Consider the following 16,676-nt stretch of genomic DNA (forward strand, 5'->3'; position numbering starts at 1 on the left):
GGGCCGGGATTTGCGGAAGCAAATCCCGGTTCTCCTACAAAAGGAAGTGTAATTTCTTGGGTGCAAATGAATTCAGAAAAAAACAGGATAAGAGGATGACCCTGACAGAGGCTGTCCAGAAGTTTGTTCATGAGGGAAGTACGGTGGCCTTTGGCGGTATGGGCGGAACCCAGTGTGTGGCTCATGCGTACGAGATTGCCCGGCAGCGAATCGGAAACCTAACGCTGATCTGTGAAAGCCCTGCAGAACCCGCAGATATTCTCATCGGCGCAGGACTGGTGAAGAAGGCGGAGGTAGCTTGGATTGCTTATGCCGTGGCTGGCCTTGGTTATAACTTCCGGCGTTGTGTGGAGCAGAAGGTACCTAGGGAGATAGAATTGGAAGAGTATTCCAATTACGGTATGTCCCTGCGGTTTCTGGCTGGCGCTATGGGGGTGCCCTTCCTGCCGACAAAGTCTTTCCTCGGATCTGATTTTGCAAAATATAATAGCCGGATCCAGGAAATGGAAGCCCCCTATACTGGGGAAAAAGTTTCTTTGGTGCCGGCAGCACAGCCCGATGTGGCTCTGATTCACTGTTCCCGGGCAGATCGGTTTGGAAACGGGCAGTACTTTGGCATTTCCGCCAGCGCAGAAAATATAGCCCGAGCTGCAAAGCATACGATTCTGACCTGTGAAAAGCTGGTGGACCAGGAGCTGATCCGAAAGACGCCGAATTTGACCATTGTTCCGGGTTACACCGTGGATGCGGTGTGTGAAGTGCCCTTTGCCAGCCATCCATGGAACATGGCCTATGATTACATTTACGACCTGCCCTTCCATAGTCAGCAGATGAAGGCGTTTAAAACCCGCGAGGGCTTTGAGATCTGGATGGAGCGCTATTGCTATGGTGTAGAGGACTGGAATGAATATCTGCGTGAAGTGGGTTTTGAACGTCTCATGAAGCTCCATCAGATGGAAGAGAAGTTCAACCCCAGCGTTTATTAAGGGGTGGGGAACATGGAGTACACATTAAGTGAGCTGATGATTGTTGCATCTGCCCGTGAGATACAGGACGGCGAGGTGATCTTTGCCGGCGTGGGCAACCCACTCCTGGGCGCTCTGCTGGCGCAGAAGACCCATGCCCCCAGTGCCATGATTGCCACAGAGGGCGGTGCGCTGGGGCCCCGGCCGAAGCGGCTGATCCTGGGGATTGGTGACAGCGCATGCAGCGAGAATGCCATGACCGTCATGCCGCTGTGGCGGCTGTTTGCCGATCAGCAGAACGGCTTTGTAGATGTCGGCATGGTGGGCGGCGCACAGGTCGATCGCTACGGAAACTTGAACAGTACGGCGATTTTCGGGGACGGCAATTATTTTGCCCCGGCCTCTCGGCTTCCCGGCAGCGGCGGCGCCAACGATATCGCCAGCTGTGCGGGCCGCACTGTCATTTCCATTCCTTTGCAGCGGCGGCGCTTTCTGGAACGGGTAGATTACATCACCTCTCCCGGTTATCTTACTGGCGGAGACAGCCGGGAACGCTCCGGCCTGCCAAGAGGCGGTCCGGCGGCAGTCATTACGGACAAATGCATCTTCCGGTTCCATCCGGAAACGCGGGAGCTGATGCTGGACAGCATCCACCCGAATGTAACGGTGGAGGATGTGAAAAAGGAGATTCCATGGGAGCTGCTGATATCTAATGATCTGAAGGAAACGAAGGCACCTACTGAGAAGGAGCTGCAGATCATTCACATGCTGGACCCGCAGGGAATCTTTATTGGAAATGGTCTGAAGGAGCTGACCTTTGAGAAATATATTGCTATGCTGGAAAGCTCTCTGGATCATGCAATCTGATCAAGTACATATGGAGGATTAAATATGAAGTTTCCTACCTTTGACCTGACTGGGCAGGTGGCCTTGGTCACTGGCGCAACGAAAAATATTGGTCATGCTCTGGCACTCGGATTGGCCAATGCCGGCGCCGATATCGTCGTTGTCGGCCGCACGGTTTCTGAATGTGAGTCCACAGCAGAGGAAATCCGAGCCATGGGCCGCCGCGCACTGGCGGTTCCCACGGATGTAACGGATCAGAGCGCTATCAACGCCATGGTGGACAAGGCTATGGCGGAGTTTGGCCGCATTGATATTCTGATGAACAACGCCGGCGCCGCAATCACCAAAAAAGCAGAAGATCTGACCATGGAAGAATGGGATCGCGTGGTGAATGTGGATCTGCGCGGTGCGTTTATGGTGGCACAGGCTGTTGGCAAGGTGATGATCCGGCAGAATTATGGCCGTATTATCAATACCATCTCCGTTTATGGTTATGTAGGCGGCAAGCTGGTGCTGCCATATCTCGCGGCCAAGGGTGGTCTGGCTCAGGTCACCAAGGGATTGGCGATGGAATGGGCCCGCTACAATATCAACGTCAATGCGTTGGTTCCCGGCTATATTGTGACAGAGATCAACAAGAAGGAATTTGAAAACGAAAAGGTATACAACAGCATTGTGCGCAAGATTCCCATGCGGCGGCTGGGCAGCGTGGAGGATGTGATCGGGAGTGTGATCTTCCTTGCATCTGATGCGTCCAATTATGTGACCGGCGCTGTGATTGCGGCGGATGGCGGATGGTTGTGTGAGTAATGACCTGATGCCAGTATATCGGTGCAGCTAAAACAGAACGGGGCGGCATCGCCAGAGAATTCTCACGGCGATCCGCCCTGTTTTTACTCCATCGAAGGGGGACAGCTTTGGTGAAAGGGCATATTTCTATAAAAAGGGCCATAATGGGATGCTTAGGTGCATTACTGTGCATCCTGTTCTGCGTGGTACTGCCGTCTCCGGCTGCACTGCAGGCTGCAGCGGAAAGCGTTGGCAGCACCGGCCGCAGTGCCATGATGGTGCTGGGTACGGTGTTCCTTGCGATATGCTGGTGGGCAGGTGCGGTCATCAGCGACTGGATGGTCGCGCTTCTGCTTCAATGTCTGTGGGTCATAATGAAAATCACAGATGTATCCGGTGCATTCAGCTCCTACACCAATTCCACGGTTTGGCTGTTTGTAGGTGTGTTCTGTATCACGACGGCAGTAAATCGTACCGGACTAATCCGGCGGATTGCACTGAAGCTGATGCAGCACTTCCCCCCCACCTTTTTAGGCCAGGTATTAGCGTTGCTGACGGTGGGGCTGATCTGCTCGCCGCTGATCCCAAGCGCTACAGCGAAGATGATCCTGGGAGCGACCATGGCCTGCAGCGTTGCGGATGCCATGGAATATCCGGCGGAGGCTTCCGGGCGATACGGACTGTTTCTGGCCGCTGTGATCGGGTTCGGCTTCCTTTGTCCGGCATTCAAAACGGCAGGAACCAACGGCTATGCTATGCTGGCCATTTTGCCGCAGGAGCTTCAGCAGCGCGCAACATTCCTCTACTGGCTGGCGTGCATGCTACCGTGGCTGGTGATCGTAGCAGGCGGAATGCTTCTATTCATCCTCACGGCCTGCCGCCCCAGTGAGAAACGGCAAATCTCAGGGGCATATATTCGGCAGAAGCTGGATGAGATGGGCAAGCCTTCTAAGGATGAAAAGAAGATCGGCGTGATTCTTGGGGTCTGCCTGCTACTATGGATCTTCGAGAATATTCTGCACATCGATGCCACAACAGTTTCTCTCTGCGGTGCGCTGGCTTGCTTCCTTCTGGGGGTGTTGGAGCCCAATGAGCTATCTACATCTGTGCCGTGGCCGCTGATTGTATTTTTGGGCGGCGCACTAAACATCGGAATCCTATTGAAACAGGTTGGCATCAATAAGTGGCTTCAGGAACTGCTGCTGCCGATATTCAGCATAGTGGACAATACCTGGCTTCTGATCCTTGTAGTGGCGGTGAGCGTTATGCTGCTAAGGCTGCTGCTGATCTCCCTGATGGCAACCATTACCCTGACAATGACAGTATTGCTGCCGGTTTTTCAGGCAGTAGGAATCTGTCCGCTGGGCATCGGCTTTGTTATTTACGCAACTATGCTCTGCTGGTTCACGCCTTACCAGAATTTAGTATTCCTTCCGGCGTTCAACTGTATGCAGAATACCATCTCTCATCGGGGAACAATAAAAGCCTGCTTTGTATACGAGATGCTGTCTCTAACAGCTTTTCTGATCAGTGTCCCGTATTGGAAATGGCTGGGTTGTATTTGACCGCGTGTTTGACTGCAGGCAACAGGCTTCCCCAGCGATCCGCATCTATTATATCGAATCGCAGCAGCGACCAATCATGTGCTGCATTGCTTTGAAATCATGTCAAGCTTGTTCAGAGTTTTTCCTATAGATCTTATCTGGTGGAAAAATTTAACATGAATCGAATTTTTTCATAGAAACTTTTGTTGCAATTATGTGCGATAACAGGTAATATGAATATATTCAATAAAAACTCTGCACGGAATTGTGAGGGTGTCTATATTGGAAAAAAATGATCAGGCCGGTAAGCAGAATCAGGAGCTGACCTCCAGAAAAAAGCAAGCACTGCGGACACGGCAGAAAATATTTAAGAAAACCATGGAGCTGGGAACCAAAAAAGGGTTTGCGGCGCTGAAAATTACAGATGTATGCAAGGCGGCCAATATTTCCGTCGGTACATTTTACCACTATTTCACATCGCTGGATGCGGTCTTTCAGGAACAGTACATCGCATACGATGAGTTTATCTCTAAATCGATTCGGGAAAAACCGCTCAGCGGCGCCAGCATCGACCAGCTGTATCAGCTATTTTCTTTAAAGTATGATTATGTGTCGGAAAAGGGCGTGCAGTTTATCGTGCGCCAGTATTCCGGACAGTTCAAGCAAATCGATAACGGCAATACCTTTTTTTACTCTCAGGAGCGTGTGATGTATAGAACGCTGCTGAACATCCTGCAAAACGGTATTGCAAGCGGTGAGCTGAAAGCACAGTTTCCTGTGGACTTTATCGCAAACTCTCTGCTTATTTTTTCGCGCGGACTCACCATTGACTGGGCGCTGAAAAATGGCAGCTATGATTTGAAAACTGTGGCGTTTCAGCATTTGGATATGATGCTCTCTCAGCTTGTGGCAGATGGCGAGAAAAATCCTCTGTATAGTGCACTGACTGCAAACAACTGACCGTAGCAGCACTTTTCCATAGCTGTGCAGAGCGGATCGACTTTTGAATGACAGACTCCTTCTGTTTATAATGCCTGTTTACAAGATATATGCGTTCTGTATTTGGCATAGCCATGATTTTTTGCCATTATGCGTCGCGGTATTTCAACGAATGGTACACCCCTTTTGATGGGCTGTTGCAAATTTAGAGATAGAAAAAATGGCATTTCTCATCTGTTTAAGATGTAGAGCCATGATAGCAAAGGGGCATTCTTCCATCACTGCAAGAATGCCCCTTTTTCTAATATTTGAAATGCAGTGTTCCCGTTTCAAGGCGGAGAAACTGCCCACAGTCCAGATCCTGCGAAGCCGCAGCATGGACGGGTATTCAGGCGTTCCCACCCCTTGCTTGATGTCCTCTGAAAAAATCCGGATAGCAGTTTCCCAGACGGCAATTCTGCCCTGATGCTGGTCGGCGCCCGGCTTCGCCATGTGGCCGGCACCCAGTGGGGCAACAAGAAGTACATGGACATGAAGCATTTGGAGGCGGCTCTGGACGACGCCTCTATTGCCGGCTGACTTCATTCAGCTGGAACCTGCAAATAAATTTGCGCATAAATCTGGACCTGTTGACAAAAGCAAAAAACTGCTGAAACCCACAGTGGTTCCAGCAGAATAATAAATTGTGAGATAGCGAAAGGTGGCATTTTGCCATCCGCTTAAGATTTAGGGCCATGGCGGCAAGGAGGCATTCTTCCGTAGCCGCGAGAATGCCCCTTTCTCGAATCCTTGAAATACAGTGTTCCCGTTTCAAGACGGAGAAACTGCCCTCGGCCCAGATTTTGTGAAGCCGCATCATGGACAGGTATTCAGGAGTTCCCACGCGCTGATGCCCTCTGAAAAATGCCGGATAGCAGCTGCTGGCCAGCACTCTGCGCCGAATTCCAGCCTTGTCAAAACAGCCCAGCCGTTTTGGACAGTGCATACAGACATCGCCCTCGACCTGGCAGCAACGCAGATATTTGCCCGTCGATTTGCTGCAATTTAGCCTGTGGTACGTAAGAGGAACTCCTTCCGGACAGATGAATGCGTCCAGCTGTGGATCGTAGGAGAATCCATATTTCTCAGGTGGATTGGAGAATTGAATTGCGGGGATATATCCGATAATGCCCAGAAGCTCCAGCCCCCGGTGAACAGCACCAGTTTCGTATCCGCGATCCAGAGCAAGCCGGCTCATTGGGATGCCAAGATTGATTTGCCGTTCCAAATGCCGCAAGATCAGGACGCTTTCCTTCTCATTGGCAGAATACACATCAACGCCTGTTAAGATGCCGTGTTTGCAATCCACAGTTGCTTCCATCAGATACCCGATGCCGCGTTTGCTGCCGTGATTGATATAACCGCTGTCTGGATCTGTTTGGCTGGTGGTACGGCACTTCCTTACAATTTTTGTTGGCGGCTTTTTGAAACCCGGCTGATTGGAAAGCTCTTCATCCAAAGAATCGAGATAGCTTTGCATACTCTGTTCAACTTCTGTTTCTACATTGATCCAGCTTTCTCTTGATACGTTGGCCGGAATATAGCTTCCATCCGCAGCCATGGCTTCTCCGTCAATCAGCCCGCTGTCTATGCATTGCTTGACTATTTCATAAAAGGCTTTCTGAAAAAGGCTGCTCTGCTGCCATTTTCGTGTTCTGGTCTTGCTGAATGTGGAGTGATTTGGGATCGTGTCATCCAGTTCAAATCCACAAAACCATCGGTAGGCGATGTTGAGCTGAACTTCCTCCACCAACCGCCGCTCTGATTTGATGCCATACAGGTATCCGATCAAGAGCATTTTGAACATACTGACAGGGTCGACAGATGGACGGCCTGTTGCCGGATAATATGGTGCCAGAAGATCATAGATGAAATCAAAGGATACCATCCGCTCGATCTCCGCAGCAGATGGGTTTCTGGAATCAGTGACTCTATATCTACGAAAAGCATTGCCATTTGTCTGCTTTGGTGTCCCATCATGCTGCATCCCTCCTATAACTATTTTACCACAGAAAGGATCTGCGCGCCACTTTGTCAACAGGTCCAAATCTTGACGGGACCACACACGATATCATGCAGTTCAATATGGGACATCTTTCGGCCTTTCTCTGATTTTTCACAAGTCATTTTTGACTTTCTGACCTTTGGATCCCTATATCCATCAGTCAATTTCATGATTGATGATAGGCTGAGATGTGATATCATAATACTTATTTTTTAACGTTCTATCATTGGCCTGACTTGATGTTGGTTGAATACAGCTCTCTTAAATATCGGCAAGTGTCTCCATAAATGTTTTTGTGCTTCGCTCAAATCGTTCATTGTATACCTTGATCTGCTGTTCGAAAGAACGAGGCATATAAGGTCATTGCTACGTTCCGGAAACGGGTGAATTGCCAAAATGAAATAGGGGTGCTCTGCTATTACAACTATAACTGTGGAAGTTACTGGACAGAGGAATGGTTTAACAAGTATCTCGTCAATATACTGCACTTGTCCCTTTACGATACAGGAGCTGACTGCGGAGTACGACAACCGGATATATGCCAAAGAAGCTGCCTGCCCTAAATATTAGTGCAGGCAGCTTCTCAATGCGGTCCGAACAGTATATCTTTGTTGTTCTTATGCGGGATGCCCTTTGCCGCTCCTTTTTCTTTTGATTGAATCCATTCTAACGCAAACTCACTGTGCGTCGATTTTTTCCTTCAGCTCCGTGAGGTACATCCACCGCTCTGTTTTTTCCTCCAGAGCGGCTTCCAGCTCCGCCTGTTTAGCCTGCAATTCCTGAAGCTTCACATAATCGCTGCCGCAGGCCCCCTGGGCTTCCTCGCACTCCCGGATCTGCTGCTCCAGAGCCGCCAGGTCCTCGTCGATGGTCTCGAACTCCCGCTGCTCCTTGAAAGAGAATTTCAATTTCCGCTCCCGGGGCCGCTCCTGAGCCGCCTTGGGCTTTTCCGCCTTGGCGGGCGCTTCTTCCTCTTTCCGCTTGGCCTTCCAGTCGGACCAGTTGCCGCTGTAACGCAGCACCTCGCCGTCCCGCACCTCAAAGACCTGCTCCGCCAGCTTATCCAGTAGGAATCGGTCATGGGACACGATGAGGATGGGACCCGGGAAACCCTGCAGATAGTCCTCCAGAATGGAGAGGGTCATCACGTCCAGATCGTTGGTCGGCTCGTCCAGCAGCAGGACGTTGGGGGCTTCCATCAGAATGGACAGCAGGTACAGCCGCCGCCGTTCTCCGCCGCTGAGCCGTCCGATGGGGACTGACTGCAAATCGCTGGGGAACAGGAACCGCTCCATCATGGCCTTGGCGGTGAAGGTACCCTCGTCGGTGCGGACCTCGTCGCCGATGTCATGGATAAAATCGTAGACACGCTGGTTCAGATCCAGCTCCCGACCCTCCTGAGAAAAGTGGCCGATCTTCACAGTGGTGCCGATGTCCACCGTGCCGCTGTCCGGGGACAGTTCCCCCGCAAACAGCCGCAGCAGCGTGGATTTTCCGGCGCCGTTGTGCCCCACGATGCCGATGCGGTCATTCCGCAGCAGATTGTAGGAGAAGTCGCGAATAACCGTGCGGCTCTCGTAGGTCTTGCTGACATCGTGCAGTTCGATCAGCTTTTTACCCAGACGGCTGGACGCCGCCGCCAGCTGCATGGTATCGTCCGTCTCCGGGGCCTCCTGATTTTTCAGGGCCTCATATCGCTCGATACGGTCCCGGCTTTTGGTGGTCCGGGCCCGGCAGCCACGCATGATCCACTCCCGCTCCGTCCGCAGGATGGACTGCCGCTTCCGCTCACTGGCCTCCGCCATTTCCGCCCTCTGTGCCTTCAGCTCCAGATATTTGGAATAGTTAGCCTCGTAATGATACAGCTTGCCCCGGCTCAGCTCCGTGATGTGGTTCACCACCCGCTCCAGAAAATAGCGGTCATGGGTCACCATCACCAGTCCGCCCTTGAAACGGCGAAGCCAGTCCTCCAGCCAGGCAGTCATCTCCGCGTCCAGATGGTTGGTGGGTTCGTCCAGCACCAGCACATCCGCCGGGTGGATCAGCGCCGCCGCCAGCGCCACCCGCTTCCGCTGTCCGCCGGAGAGGGTCCCCACCTTCTGCTCATAGTCCGGCAGGCCCAGCTTGTTGAGCATGGTTTTTGCCTCGTACTCGTTCAGCTCCCGGAATTCCTTGGGGAAATGCAGGAATACCTGCTCCAGAACGGTGGCGTCATCCTCCATGGGGGGATTCTGCTCCAGCAGGCTTACCTGCACGTTGGGATTTCGGGAGATTGTTCCGGCGTCAGCCTCTAATTTCCCGGCCAGAACCTTCAAAAAGGTGGACTTGCCGGTGCCGTTGATACCGATGACGCCTACCTTGTCCCCCTCGTTCAGATAAAAATTCACATCCTCCAACAGCTGGCGGCTGCCAAAGTTGATGGACAGATGCTCCGCGGATAAAAGCATAGCGGTTCTCCTTTTCCGACAATCCGAGATTGCCGTTTTGTTTTTTCCGTGATATACTATATACTAATTTTTTGAAACCGGCAAGTGTCGATAGGAGGCTAAGCTATGAAAACCTGTCTTGTTTTGGAAGGTGGAGCCATGCGGGGAATGTATACCGCTGGGGCCTTAGACGTTTTCTACAACGCCGGAATCCAGTTCGACGGCATCATCGGCGTGTCCGCCGGGGCCGCCTTCGGTGTGAATTACCTCTCCCGGCAGCCGGGACGGGTGATCCGCTACAACAAGCGCTTCAACGCCGACCATCATTACATGGGGCTGATCCCCCTGCTGAAAACCGGCAACATCGTAGACACGGAATACGCCTATGAAAAGGTCCCCCGAGAGCTGGACCCCTTTGACGATGACACCTTCGACGCCTCCGGCGTCCCCTTCTGGGCGGTGGTGACGAATGTGGAGACCGGCCAGCCGGAATATATCCGTCTGGAACACGCCATGGCCCAGATGGACGTGATCCGGGCCTCCGCCTCCATGCCCTTCGTGTCCCAGCCGGTGAAGATCGGCGGCAAGCTGTATCTGGACGGCGGCGTTGCGGACTCCATTCCCTTCAGAGCCGCCGAAAAGCTGGGCTTTGACCGGGTGGTGGTGATCCTCACCCGTGACAAAAGCTATGTAAAGAAGCCCATGAACCCCAAGCCCATCGACCTGTGGTACAAGCATTACCCGGCGCTGGCAGAGCAGCTCAAAAACCGCCACAACGTCTATAACAATGCCCTTCGGGAGCTATTGAACTGGGAACAGCAGGGAAAGGCGTGGGTACTGCACCCCAGCCAACCCATTGAGATCGGGCGGCTGGAGCGCCGCAGCGACAAGCTGCAAGCGGTGTATGATCTGGGAACCGGCGACGCCGCGGCATCGCTGGGCAGCCTCAGGACCTATCTGGCGAAAAGCTGATGGAGGTTATCACCTACACCGTGACGCCGGAGGAGGACGGCGTCTGCGTTCGGCACATTTTGAAGGCGAAGCTCCACTTCTCCACCCACGCCGTAGCCCGGCTCACCCGTGCGGAAAACGGCATCCGGGTCAATGGCATCCACGCCCGGACGGTGGACCCGGTCCATACCGGGGATGTGGTAGCGGTGCGGTCTGACGATCTGCGCCCGCCTAAGCTCCTTCCCTCGCCGGGAAACTGGCCCCTTCCCATCGTCTATGAGGATGAACACCTGCTGATCCTCAACAAGCCCGCCGGCATGACGGCCCACGCCTCCAATTTTCTGCCGGACACCCCCACCGTGGCGGGGGCGCTGGCCTATCAGCGGGGGCCGGACTTTATCTTTCATGTGGTAAACCGGCTGGATAAGGGCACCACCGGCCTCATGGCCGTGGCCAAAAGCGGCTATATCCATGACCGCCTGCGGCGCACCCTCCACACGGATGGCTTTTCCCGGGAATACCGGGCGGTGTGCGTGGGCTGCCCGGAGCCGCCCACCGGCATCATCGACGCCCCCATCGGCCGGGATGAGACCTCTGCCGTCCGCCGCATGGTCCGCTCCGACGGGCAGCGGGCCGTCAGCCATTACGAGGTCTTATCCCAGCGGGATGGCCTCTCCTTCGTAAAGCTACGGCCCGAAACGGGCCGCACCCACCAGCTCCGGGTCCACATGGCCCACATCGGCTGTCCGCTGGCCGGAGACTGGCTCTACGGCACGGAGGACCCGGACCTGATCTCCCGCCCCGCTCTCCACGCCTACGCGCTGGCCTTGACCCACCCGGTCACCGGCACTCACCTGTATTTCACCGCCCCAACTCCGGCGGACATGGAAAAATTGATTTAACGGAGGAACCACTATGCTCACATGGAATGTCACCTATCACTGCAAACCCGGCAAGCGGGAGGAATTCTTCAAGGCCATTTCCGATTTAGGCGTCCGGGCCTGCTCCATTCACGAAACCGGCAACCTGAAATACGACTACTTTTTGGACGCTCAGGACCCTGACGCGCTTCTGTTGGTGGAAACCTGGCAAACCCCGGAGGACCAGCAGCGCCACTGCGGGACGGAGACCTTCGCCAAGCTGCAAGCCTTGAAAACAGAGTTCTGCGATACCGTTACCATCGACAAATTCAATGATTGAGAAAAGGGCTGTCCGGCATATTTCCGGACGGCCCTTTTTTCGTTCTTCTTTACGGCAGGTCAATAGGACCGTAGGTGTCTGCCAGTTCGCCGTCCACCAGGAACCGCACTTCCTCCACACTCTCCAGCGACAGTAAGGACTGCTCCAGCGCCAGAACCGCCTGAGACAGGGTCTCCGGCTCCGGCTGGCCCTCCAGCAACGCCGAGGACAGGCTCACATAGCAGATCTCCTCTTCCAGCCACACCTTCCGGACCTTGAACCCCTCCGGCAGCACGGTGGACAGGCCCTTGGTCTCCGGACCGTTTTCCAGTGCCCGCACCACGGCGGAAACCTGCGTATCGCCCTCGTAGAGGTTCAGTGTTCTGGCTTCCGCCGTCAGCGCGCCATCGCCGTTCACAAAGTACAGGGAAGCGTCCACAGTGCCCACCACGTCCTCCTTTGGGACGGTCAGAATGTCACGGGCCAAAAACACCTGCCGGCTGCGGTAGTCCAGCTCCCGGCCCGCCACGGTGATCCGCACACGGGCCACGTCCGGCAGCTGCGTCAGCGTCAGGGTAATGGCATAGTCCGCCAGAGACAGTCCCACGCCGGAAAGGGTGCTGTAAGCCGCAGAGAGATCCACCCGCAGCTCCGTTCCCTTCTGCTCTGCGGAAAGCAGGGCTGTTCCCTTTGGGAACGGGCTTTTCAACGTGGGGTCTGCCGGACCCTTCAACAGCTCCGTCACCAGCGCTGCCGCCAGTTCCTCCGTAGAGAGGCCGCTGTCCTCTAATGTCCGTTCCTCGGACCGGAGGGCGTCTCCGCCATCGGCGGAACGCAGATCCCGCTCCACAAAATACAACGCATAGGCGCTGCCGTCGCTCTCCTGGCGGACGCCGACTTTCCCGATGGCACCGCCGATCCCCATCAGCAGCACGGCCAGTAGCGCAATGGCGATCCAGCGTTTTTTCATGAGTGATCGCCTCCTTCCGCCTCAGGCCAGCGAACGGTGAATACCGCACCGCCATTGGGCCGGTTGGCAGCAGAAACCATACCACCCCGTTTTTTCACCGTATCCTGAACGATGGAAAGTCCCAGACCAGTGCCGCCTGCGGCACGGGAACGAGCCTTGTCCACCCGGTAAAACCGCTCGAACACCTTTGGCAGATCCTCCTCCGGGATGCCGGGGCCGTTATCCGCCACCGTCAGCACCACGTCATGGTCCTCATGTCGCAGTTCCACCCGGACCTTACCGTTTTTGCCGCTGTATTTCACGGCGTTATCCGTCAGGTTGTAGATCACCTGATGGACTTCCCCCTTGGTGGCCGACACCCGGCAGTTTTCCTCCATGCGGTAGGTCAGCTCCGTGCCCTTCTTCTGGGCCAGCAGGCTCATCATCCGCATGACCTGTTCCAGCACCGGAGCCACCTCCACCGTCTCCGGTGCGTCCAGAAGGTCGCTGTCCAGCCGGGTCAGGCGCAGCAGGTCCTCGGTGATGCGGCTGAGCCGCTCCGCCTCGCTGCCGATGTCCGTCACAAAATCCCGGACTGTCTCCATATCCATCTGGTCTGTCTGCAAAATGGAATCCGTCAGCAGCCGGATGGCAGCCAGCGGCGTTTTCAGCTCATGGCTGGCATCAGACACAAACCGGCGGCGCAAGGTCTCCGTGGTCTGAAGCCGATCCGTCAGGCTGTTGAATTCCTCTCCGATCTGGGCGATCTCGTCCCGGCCGGAGATGTTGGTCCGGTGCTCGTAGGCACCGGCCCGGACCTTGCGGATGGCCGTCAGCAGGGTGCTAATCTTCCGGGTCAGCATCCGGGAGAGCAGGATGCTCAGCAGCACCACCGCCGCCGCGATACCGGCGGACAGCTTCAGGAGGTTGCTTTGCAGTCCCTCTAACAGCGCCGCCTGCTCTGTGTCATATTCGTAGGCGTACACCGCGCCGATGATCCGGTTCTGATACAGCACCGGAGAGGCCGTGCGGCTGCGGAAGGCCCCGTCCCGGTAGGAGCAGGAAAAGGCGTCATATCCCTCCAATGCCTGCACGATCTCGGAATAGAAGGTGTACTTTCCAACGGCGCTGCCGGTCTCCCGGGTATCGTAGAGCACCAACCCGGCGCTGTCCGTCACCAGAACACGGCTGAGTCCCGTCTCCTCCACCACCGCCATGGCAGCCGCCACGTTTTCCTGATTCAGCCGGTTCAGACCTGCCAGAGAATACACCACCACCGACACGCTGCCGGTCATATTCGTCTCCTTGGAGCGGAACACCAGATCCTCGCTGACCAGCAGCGGATAGGTGTTCAGCAAAAGCAGCACCGCCGCGATGACGGCGATGTAGCTCAGTCCGAATTTGACTTGCAGGCTGCCCCAAAGGGCCATGTGCCTGCTCTTGGAAGCCTTATCCTTTGAAATAGTAGCCCACTCCCCACTTGGTCAGGATATGATCCGGCTCCGCCGGGTTTTCCTCCAGCTTTTCCCGCAGGCGGCGGATATGCACATCCACCGTGCGGTAATCTCCGGCGTAGGTGTAGCCCCACACCACATTCATCAGGTTCTCCCGGCTGTACACCCGCCGGGGGTTCCGCATCAGCAGCTCGATCAGGTCATATTCCTTGGCGGTGAGCTCCACCGGTTCCCCGTCCCGAATAGCCACCCGTTCCTCGGTATTCAGGGTGAGCTTGCCTACGGTCAGCAGACTTCCCTGACTCCGCTGGACCCCGGCGGCCCGCCGCAGCAGTGCCCGGACACGGGCCTTCAGCTCCAGAATGTTGAAGGGCTTGGTGAGATAGTCATCCGCGCCGCACTCAAAACCCATGAGCTTGTCTGCGTCCTCGCTCTTGGCCGTCAGCATGATGATGGGCACGTTGGAAAACTCCCGGATCTTCATACAGGCTTCCAGCCCGTCCATCTCCGGCATCATCACATCCAGAATGATGAGGTCGAACCGTCCCTCCCGGGCCAGCTCCAGCGCCGCCGCGCCGTCGTAGGCACACTCCACCTCGTAGCCCTCATTTTCCAGGTTGAATTTCATACCCTTTACCAGGGTCTTTTCGTCATCCACCACTAAAATTTTCAAGTTTCCGCTCCTTTTATGCGCCATTGCTCACGGTGATGTAATCCCGCAGCTCCTCTAACTTCTTCTCGCCGATGCCGGAGACCTCCATCAGCCCCTCCGGGCCTTCAAAGGGTCCATGCTCCGTCCGGTAGTCAACGATCCGCTTCGCCAGCCCCTCGCCGATCCCCGGCAAAGTGGCAAGCTCCTCCGCTTCGGCGGTATTCAGATCCACTAGCGTGACCTCGACCTCCTCCGGCGGCAGGGTGTGCTCCGCCGTCACCGCCACTTCCGCGGTGGTCCGGTCCCGGTAAGAGACCGTCAGCAGTCCGCCCAGAAACACCGCCGTCAGGCCCAGAAGGATCAGTTCCGTTCTGACAGCTTTTAACTTCGCTCCCATGGTTGAACTCCTTTGACGAATCTGATATACTAAAAATGTCGAATCACAACGAATACGGTCATTGACGATTTCTGTCTCTACCAGTATACCATATTCTTCAGGAGAAAGATATGAAATTCAAACGCTTTATCTCGGTTTTTTTACTTTGCACCTGCCTTACCGGGCTGTTTCTCACCCCCGCTGCCGGAGCGCTGGAGGTCCCGGACATTCAGGCCAAGGCTGCGCTGTTGGCGGACGTGAACACCGACGCCGTGGCCTATGCCAAAAACATCCATGAGAAAAACTATCCTGCCAGCCTGACCAAGGTTATGACGGCTCTGCTGATTTTGGAGAAGGTCAGCGGCAACGAAACACTGCTGAATCAGGAGGTCACCGCCTCTGAAAGCGCTTTCAGCGACACCTATTACCATGCGGACGGCAGCAGTGCCGGGATCAAGGCCGGGGAGGTCATGACGGTCAAGCAGCTTCTGCAATGTATGCTCATCGTCTCCGCCAACGAGGCCTGCAACATTCTGGCGGAGTGGGACGCCGGCTCCATCGCCACCTTTGTGGACACCATGAACACCAAGGCCAAAGCCCTTGGCTGTGAGAACACCCACTTCGTCAACCCCAGCGGACTGCATGACCCGGATCACTACACCTCCGCCTGGGATCTCTACCTTATCACCAAGGCCGCCATGCAGTATCCGGAATTCATGGAGATCTGCGACAGCGCCAAGGCCGTCATCCCCGCCACCAATCTCAGCAAGGAGCGGACGCTGTACACCACCAACCATCTGCTGTCCACCTGGCGTGTCATCGGCTACCGGGATAAGCGGGCTCACGGCATCAAGACCGGCTCCACCAGCGATGCTGGGCACTGCCTCATCTCCTCCGCCCAGGAAGGGGAACTGCACTTTGTCAGCGTGGTCATGGGTGCGGAGCGGATCGAGGAAAACGGCGTAGGCAACCTGCTGAACTTTTCCGAAACCTCCCACCTCTTTGACTACGGCTTCAAGAATTTCGCCTACCGCACCATTTTAGAGGACAAGGAGATCATTCAGGAGGTTCCGGTGAGCCTGTCCAAAACCGACTATGTAACGGTGCATCCCGCCAACAATGTGGAGTCCCTGTTCCCCCGGGATCTGGACCCAGCGGAGCTGGATCGGGTCATCTCCCTGCCGGAGGCCGTGGAAGCCCCCATCACCGCCGGAGACAAGCTGGGCACCATGGAACTGCGGGACGGCGACACCGTCTATGCTTCCGTGGATCTTCTTGCCAGCAGCGATGTGACTGCGGACAAGTTTATGGTGTTCCGCCATAACGTAACGCTGTTTTTCAAGAAGCCCGCCGTGAAAACCGTGGCCATCGTGCTGGCGGTACTGCTGGTGCTGCTGGTGATTTTCCGGCTGACCGGTCTCAGCCGCCGTCGCCGTTACGGCCGCAATGCCCGCAGTTACAGCAGAGGCTACCGGGGCCGCAGACACCGCTGATCAAATTTCTCTCCATCTCAAAAAAAGAACACCGAGGCTTTCTTAAAAGCCTCGGTGTTTCAGCGTGTC

The 16,676-nt window shown here is 55.3% G+C and carries 15 protein-coding genes and 1 pseudogene; 10 read left to right on the forward strand and 6 right to left on the reverse strand.

The features are described from left to right. Positions 1-95: 95 nt before the first annotated feature. From H8Z83_RS07935 to H8Z83_RS07960, 6 genes and pseudogenes are all read left to right on the forward strand, one after another. On the forward strand, positions 96-986 hold the full coding sequence (locus H8Z83_RS07935) for a CoA transferase subunit A (RefSeq protein WP_207732021.1): 891 nt from the start codon (positions 96-98) through the stop codon (positions 984-986). 12 nt (positions 987-998) lie between these two features. Then, complete coding sequence (locus H8Z83_RS07940) at positions 999-1,832, forward strand: CoA-transferase subunit beta (protein WP_187014543.1); 834 nt, start codon at positions 999-1,001, stop codon at positions 1,830-1,832. 24 nt (positions 1,833-1,856) lie between these two features. Next, the gene (locus H8Z83_RS07945; protein WP_187014544.1) at positions 1,857-2,621 is read left to right on the forward strand and encodes an SDR family NAD(P)-dependent oxidoreductase; all 765 of its coding nucleotides are present in this window, start codon (positions 1,857-1,859) and stop codon (positions 2,619-2,621) included. Positions 2,622-2,731: 110 nt separating this feature from the next. Next, positions 2,732-4,165 carry an SLC13 family permease gene (locus H8Z83_RS07950; RefSeq protein WP_187014545.1) on the forward strand — a complete coding sequence of 478 codons (1,434 nt, stop codon included), beginning with the start codon at positions 2,732-2,734 and terminating at the stop codon, positions 4,163-4,165. 261 nt (positions 4,166-4,426) lie between these two features. After that, positions 4,427-5,104 (forward strand): TetR/AcrR family transcriptional regulator, encoded by a 678-nt coding sequence (locus H8Z83_RS07955; protein ID WP_187014546.1) that lies wholly within the window; start codon positions 4,427-4,429, stop codon positions 5,102-5,104. A 417-nt stretch (positions 5,105-5,521) separates the two neighbouring features. After that, positions 5,522-5,662, forward strand: a pseudogene (locus H8Z83_RS07960) (IS256 family transposase); the annotation flags it as partial. Here H8Z83_RS07960 and H8Z83_RS07965 read toward each other — a convergent pair. After that, positions 5,649-7,109 carry a transposase gene (locus tag H8Z83_RS07965; protein WP_494546116.1) on the reverse strand — a complete coding sequence of 487 codons (1,461 nt, stop codon included), beginning with the start codon at positions 7,107-7,109 and terminating at the stop codon, positions 5,649-5,651. The pseudogene H8Z83_RS07960 and the gene H8Z83_RS07965 sit on opposite strands and share 14 nt — an antisense overlap. 695 nt (positions 7,110-7,804) lie before the next feature. After that, entirely contained in the window at positions 7,805-9,574 is a 1,770-nt protein-coding gene (locus tag H8Z83_RS07970) for an ABC-F family ATP-binding cassette domain-containing protein (protein WP_187014548.1), read from the reverse strand. Positions 9,575-9,679: 105 nt separating this feature from the next. On the opposite strand from H8Z83_RS07970, the gene H8Z83_RS07975 reads away from it, so the two are divergent. From H8Z83_RS07975 to H8Z83_RS07985, 3 genes are read left to right on the forward strand one after another with little or no spacing between them, the layout of a single operon-like run. Continuing rightward, positions 9,680-10,525: a patatin-like phospholipase family protein gene (locus tag H8Z83_RS07975; RefSeq protein WP_187014549.1), complete on the forward strand. Its 846-nt coding sequence runs from the start codon at positions 9,680-9,682 to the stop codon at positions 10,523-10,525. Further along, entirely contained in the window at positions 10,525-11,406 is an 882-nt protein-coding gene (locus H8Z83_RS07980) for an RluA family pseudouridine synthase (RefSeq protein WP_187014550.1), read from the forward strand. The genes H8Z83_RS07975 and H8Z83_RS07980 overlap by 1 nt, the downstream gene beginning before the upstream one ends. 13 nt (positions 11,407-11,419) lie before the next feature. Next, the gene (locus H8Z83_RS07985; RefSeq protein WP_187014551.1) at positions 11,420-11,704 is read left to right on the forward strand and encodes a putative quinol monooxygenase; all 285 of its coding nucleotides are present in this window, start codon (positions 11,420-11,422) and stop codon (positions 11,702-11,704) included. 49 nt (positions 11,705-11,753) lie between these two features. Here H8Z83_RS07985 and H8Z83_RS07990 read toward each other — a convergent pair whose 3' ends face one another. The 4 genes from H8Z83_RS07990 to H8Z83_RS08005 are packed head-to-tail and all read right to left on the reverse strand — an operon-like array spanning position 11,754 to position 15,135. After that, positions 11,754-12,653: a GerMN domain-containing protein gene (locus H8Z83_RS07990; RefSeq protein ID WP_187014552.1), complete on the reverse strand. Its 900-nt coding sequence runs from the start codon at positions 12,651-12,653 to the stop codon at positions 11,754-11,756. Next, positions 12,650-14,062, reverse strand: a complete 1,413-nt coding sequence (locus tag H8Z83_RS07995; protein ID WP_187014553.1) for a sensor histidine kinase — start codon at positions 14,060-14,062, stop codon at positions 12,650-12,652. The genes H8Z83_RS07990 and H8Z83_RS07995 overlap by 4 nt, the downstream gene beginning before the upstream one ends. A gap of 19 nt (positions 14,063-14,081) precedes the next feature. Beyond that, complete coding sequence (locus H8Z83_RS08000) at positions 14,082-14,759, reverse strand: response regulator transcription factor (RefSeq protein ID WP_243184835.1); 678 nt, start codon at positions 14,757-14,759, stop codon at positions 14,082-14,084. Positions 14,760-14,772: 13 nt separating this feature from the next. Next, positions 14,773-15,135, reverse strand: coding sequence for a ComEA family DNA-binding protein (locus H8Z83_RS08005; RefSeq protein WP_187014555.1), 363 nt, complete (start codon positions 15,133-15,135; stop codon positions 14,773-14,775). Between the two features lie 110 nt (positions 15,136-15,245). On the opposite strand from H8Z83_RS08005, the gene H8Z83_RS08010 reads away from it, so the two are divergent. Beyond that, entirely contained in the window at positions 15,246-16,607 is a 1,362-nt protein-coding gene (locus H8Z83_RS08010; RefSeq protein ID WP_187014556.1) for a D-alanyl-D-alanine carboxypeptidase family protein, read from the forward strand. Positions 16,608-16,676: the final 69 nt, after the last annotated feature.

Source organism: Dysosmobacter segnis (genome assembly GCF_014297285.1).
GTDB classification, from domain to species: Bacteria; Bacillota; Clostridia; order Oscillospirales; family Oscillospiraceae; genus Oscillibacter; species Oscillibacter segnis.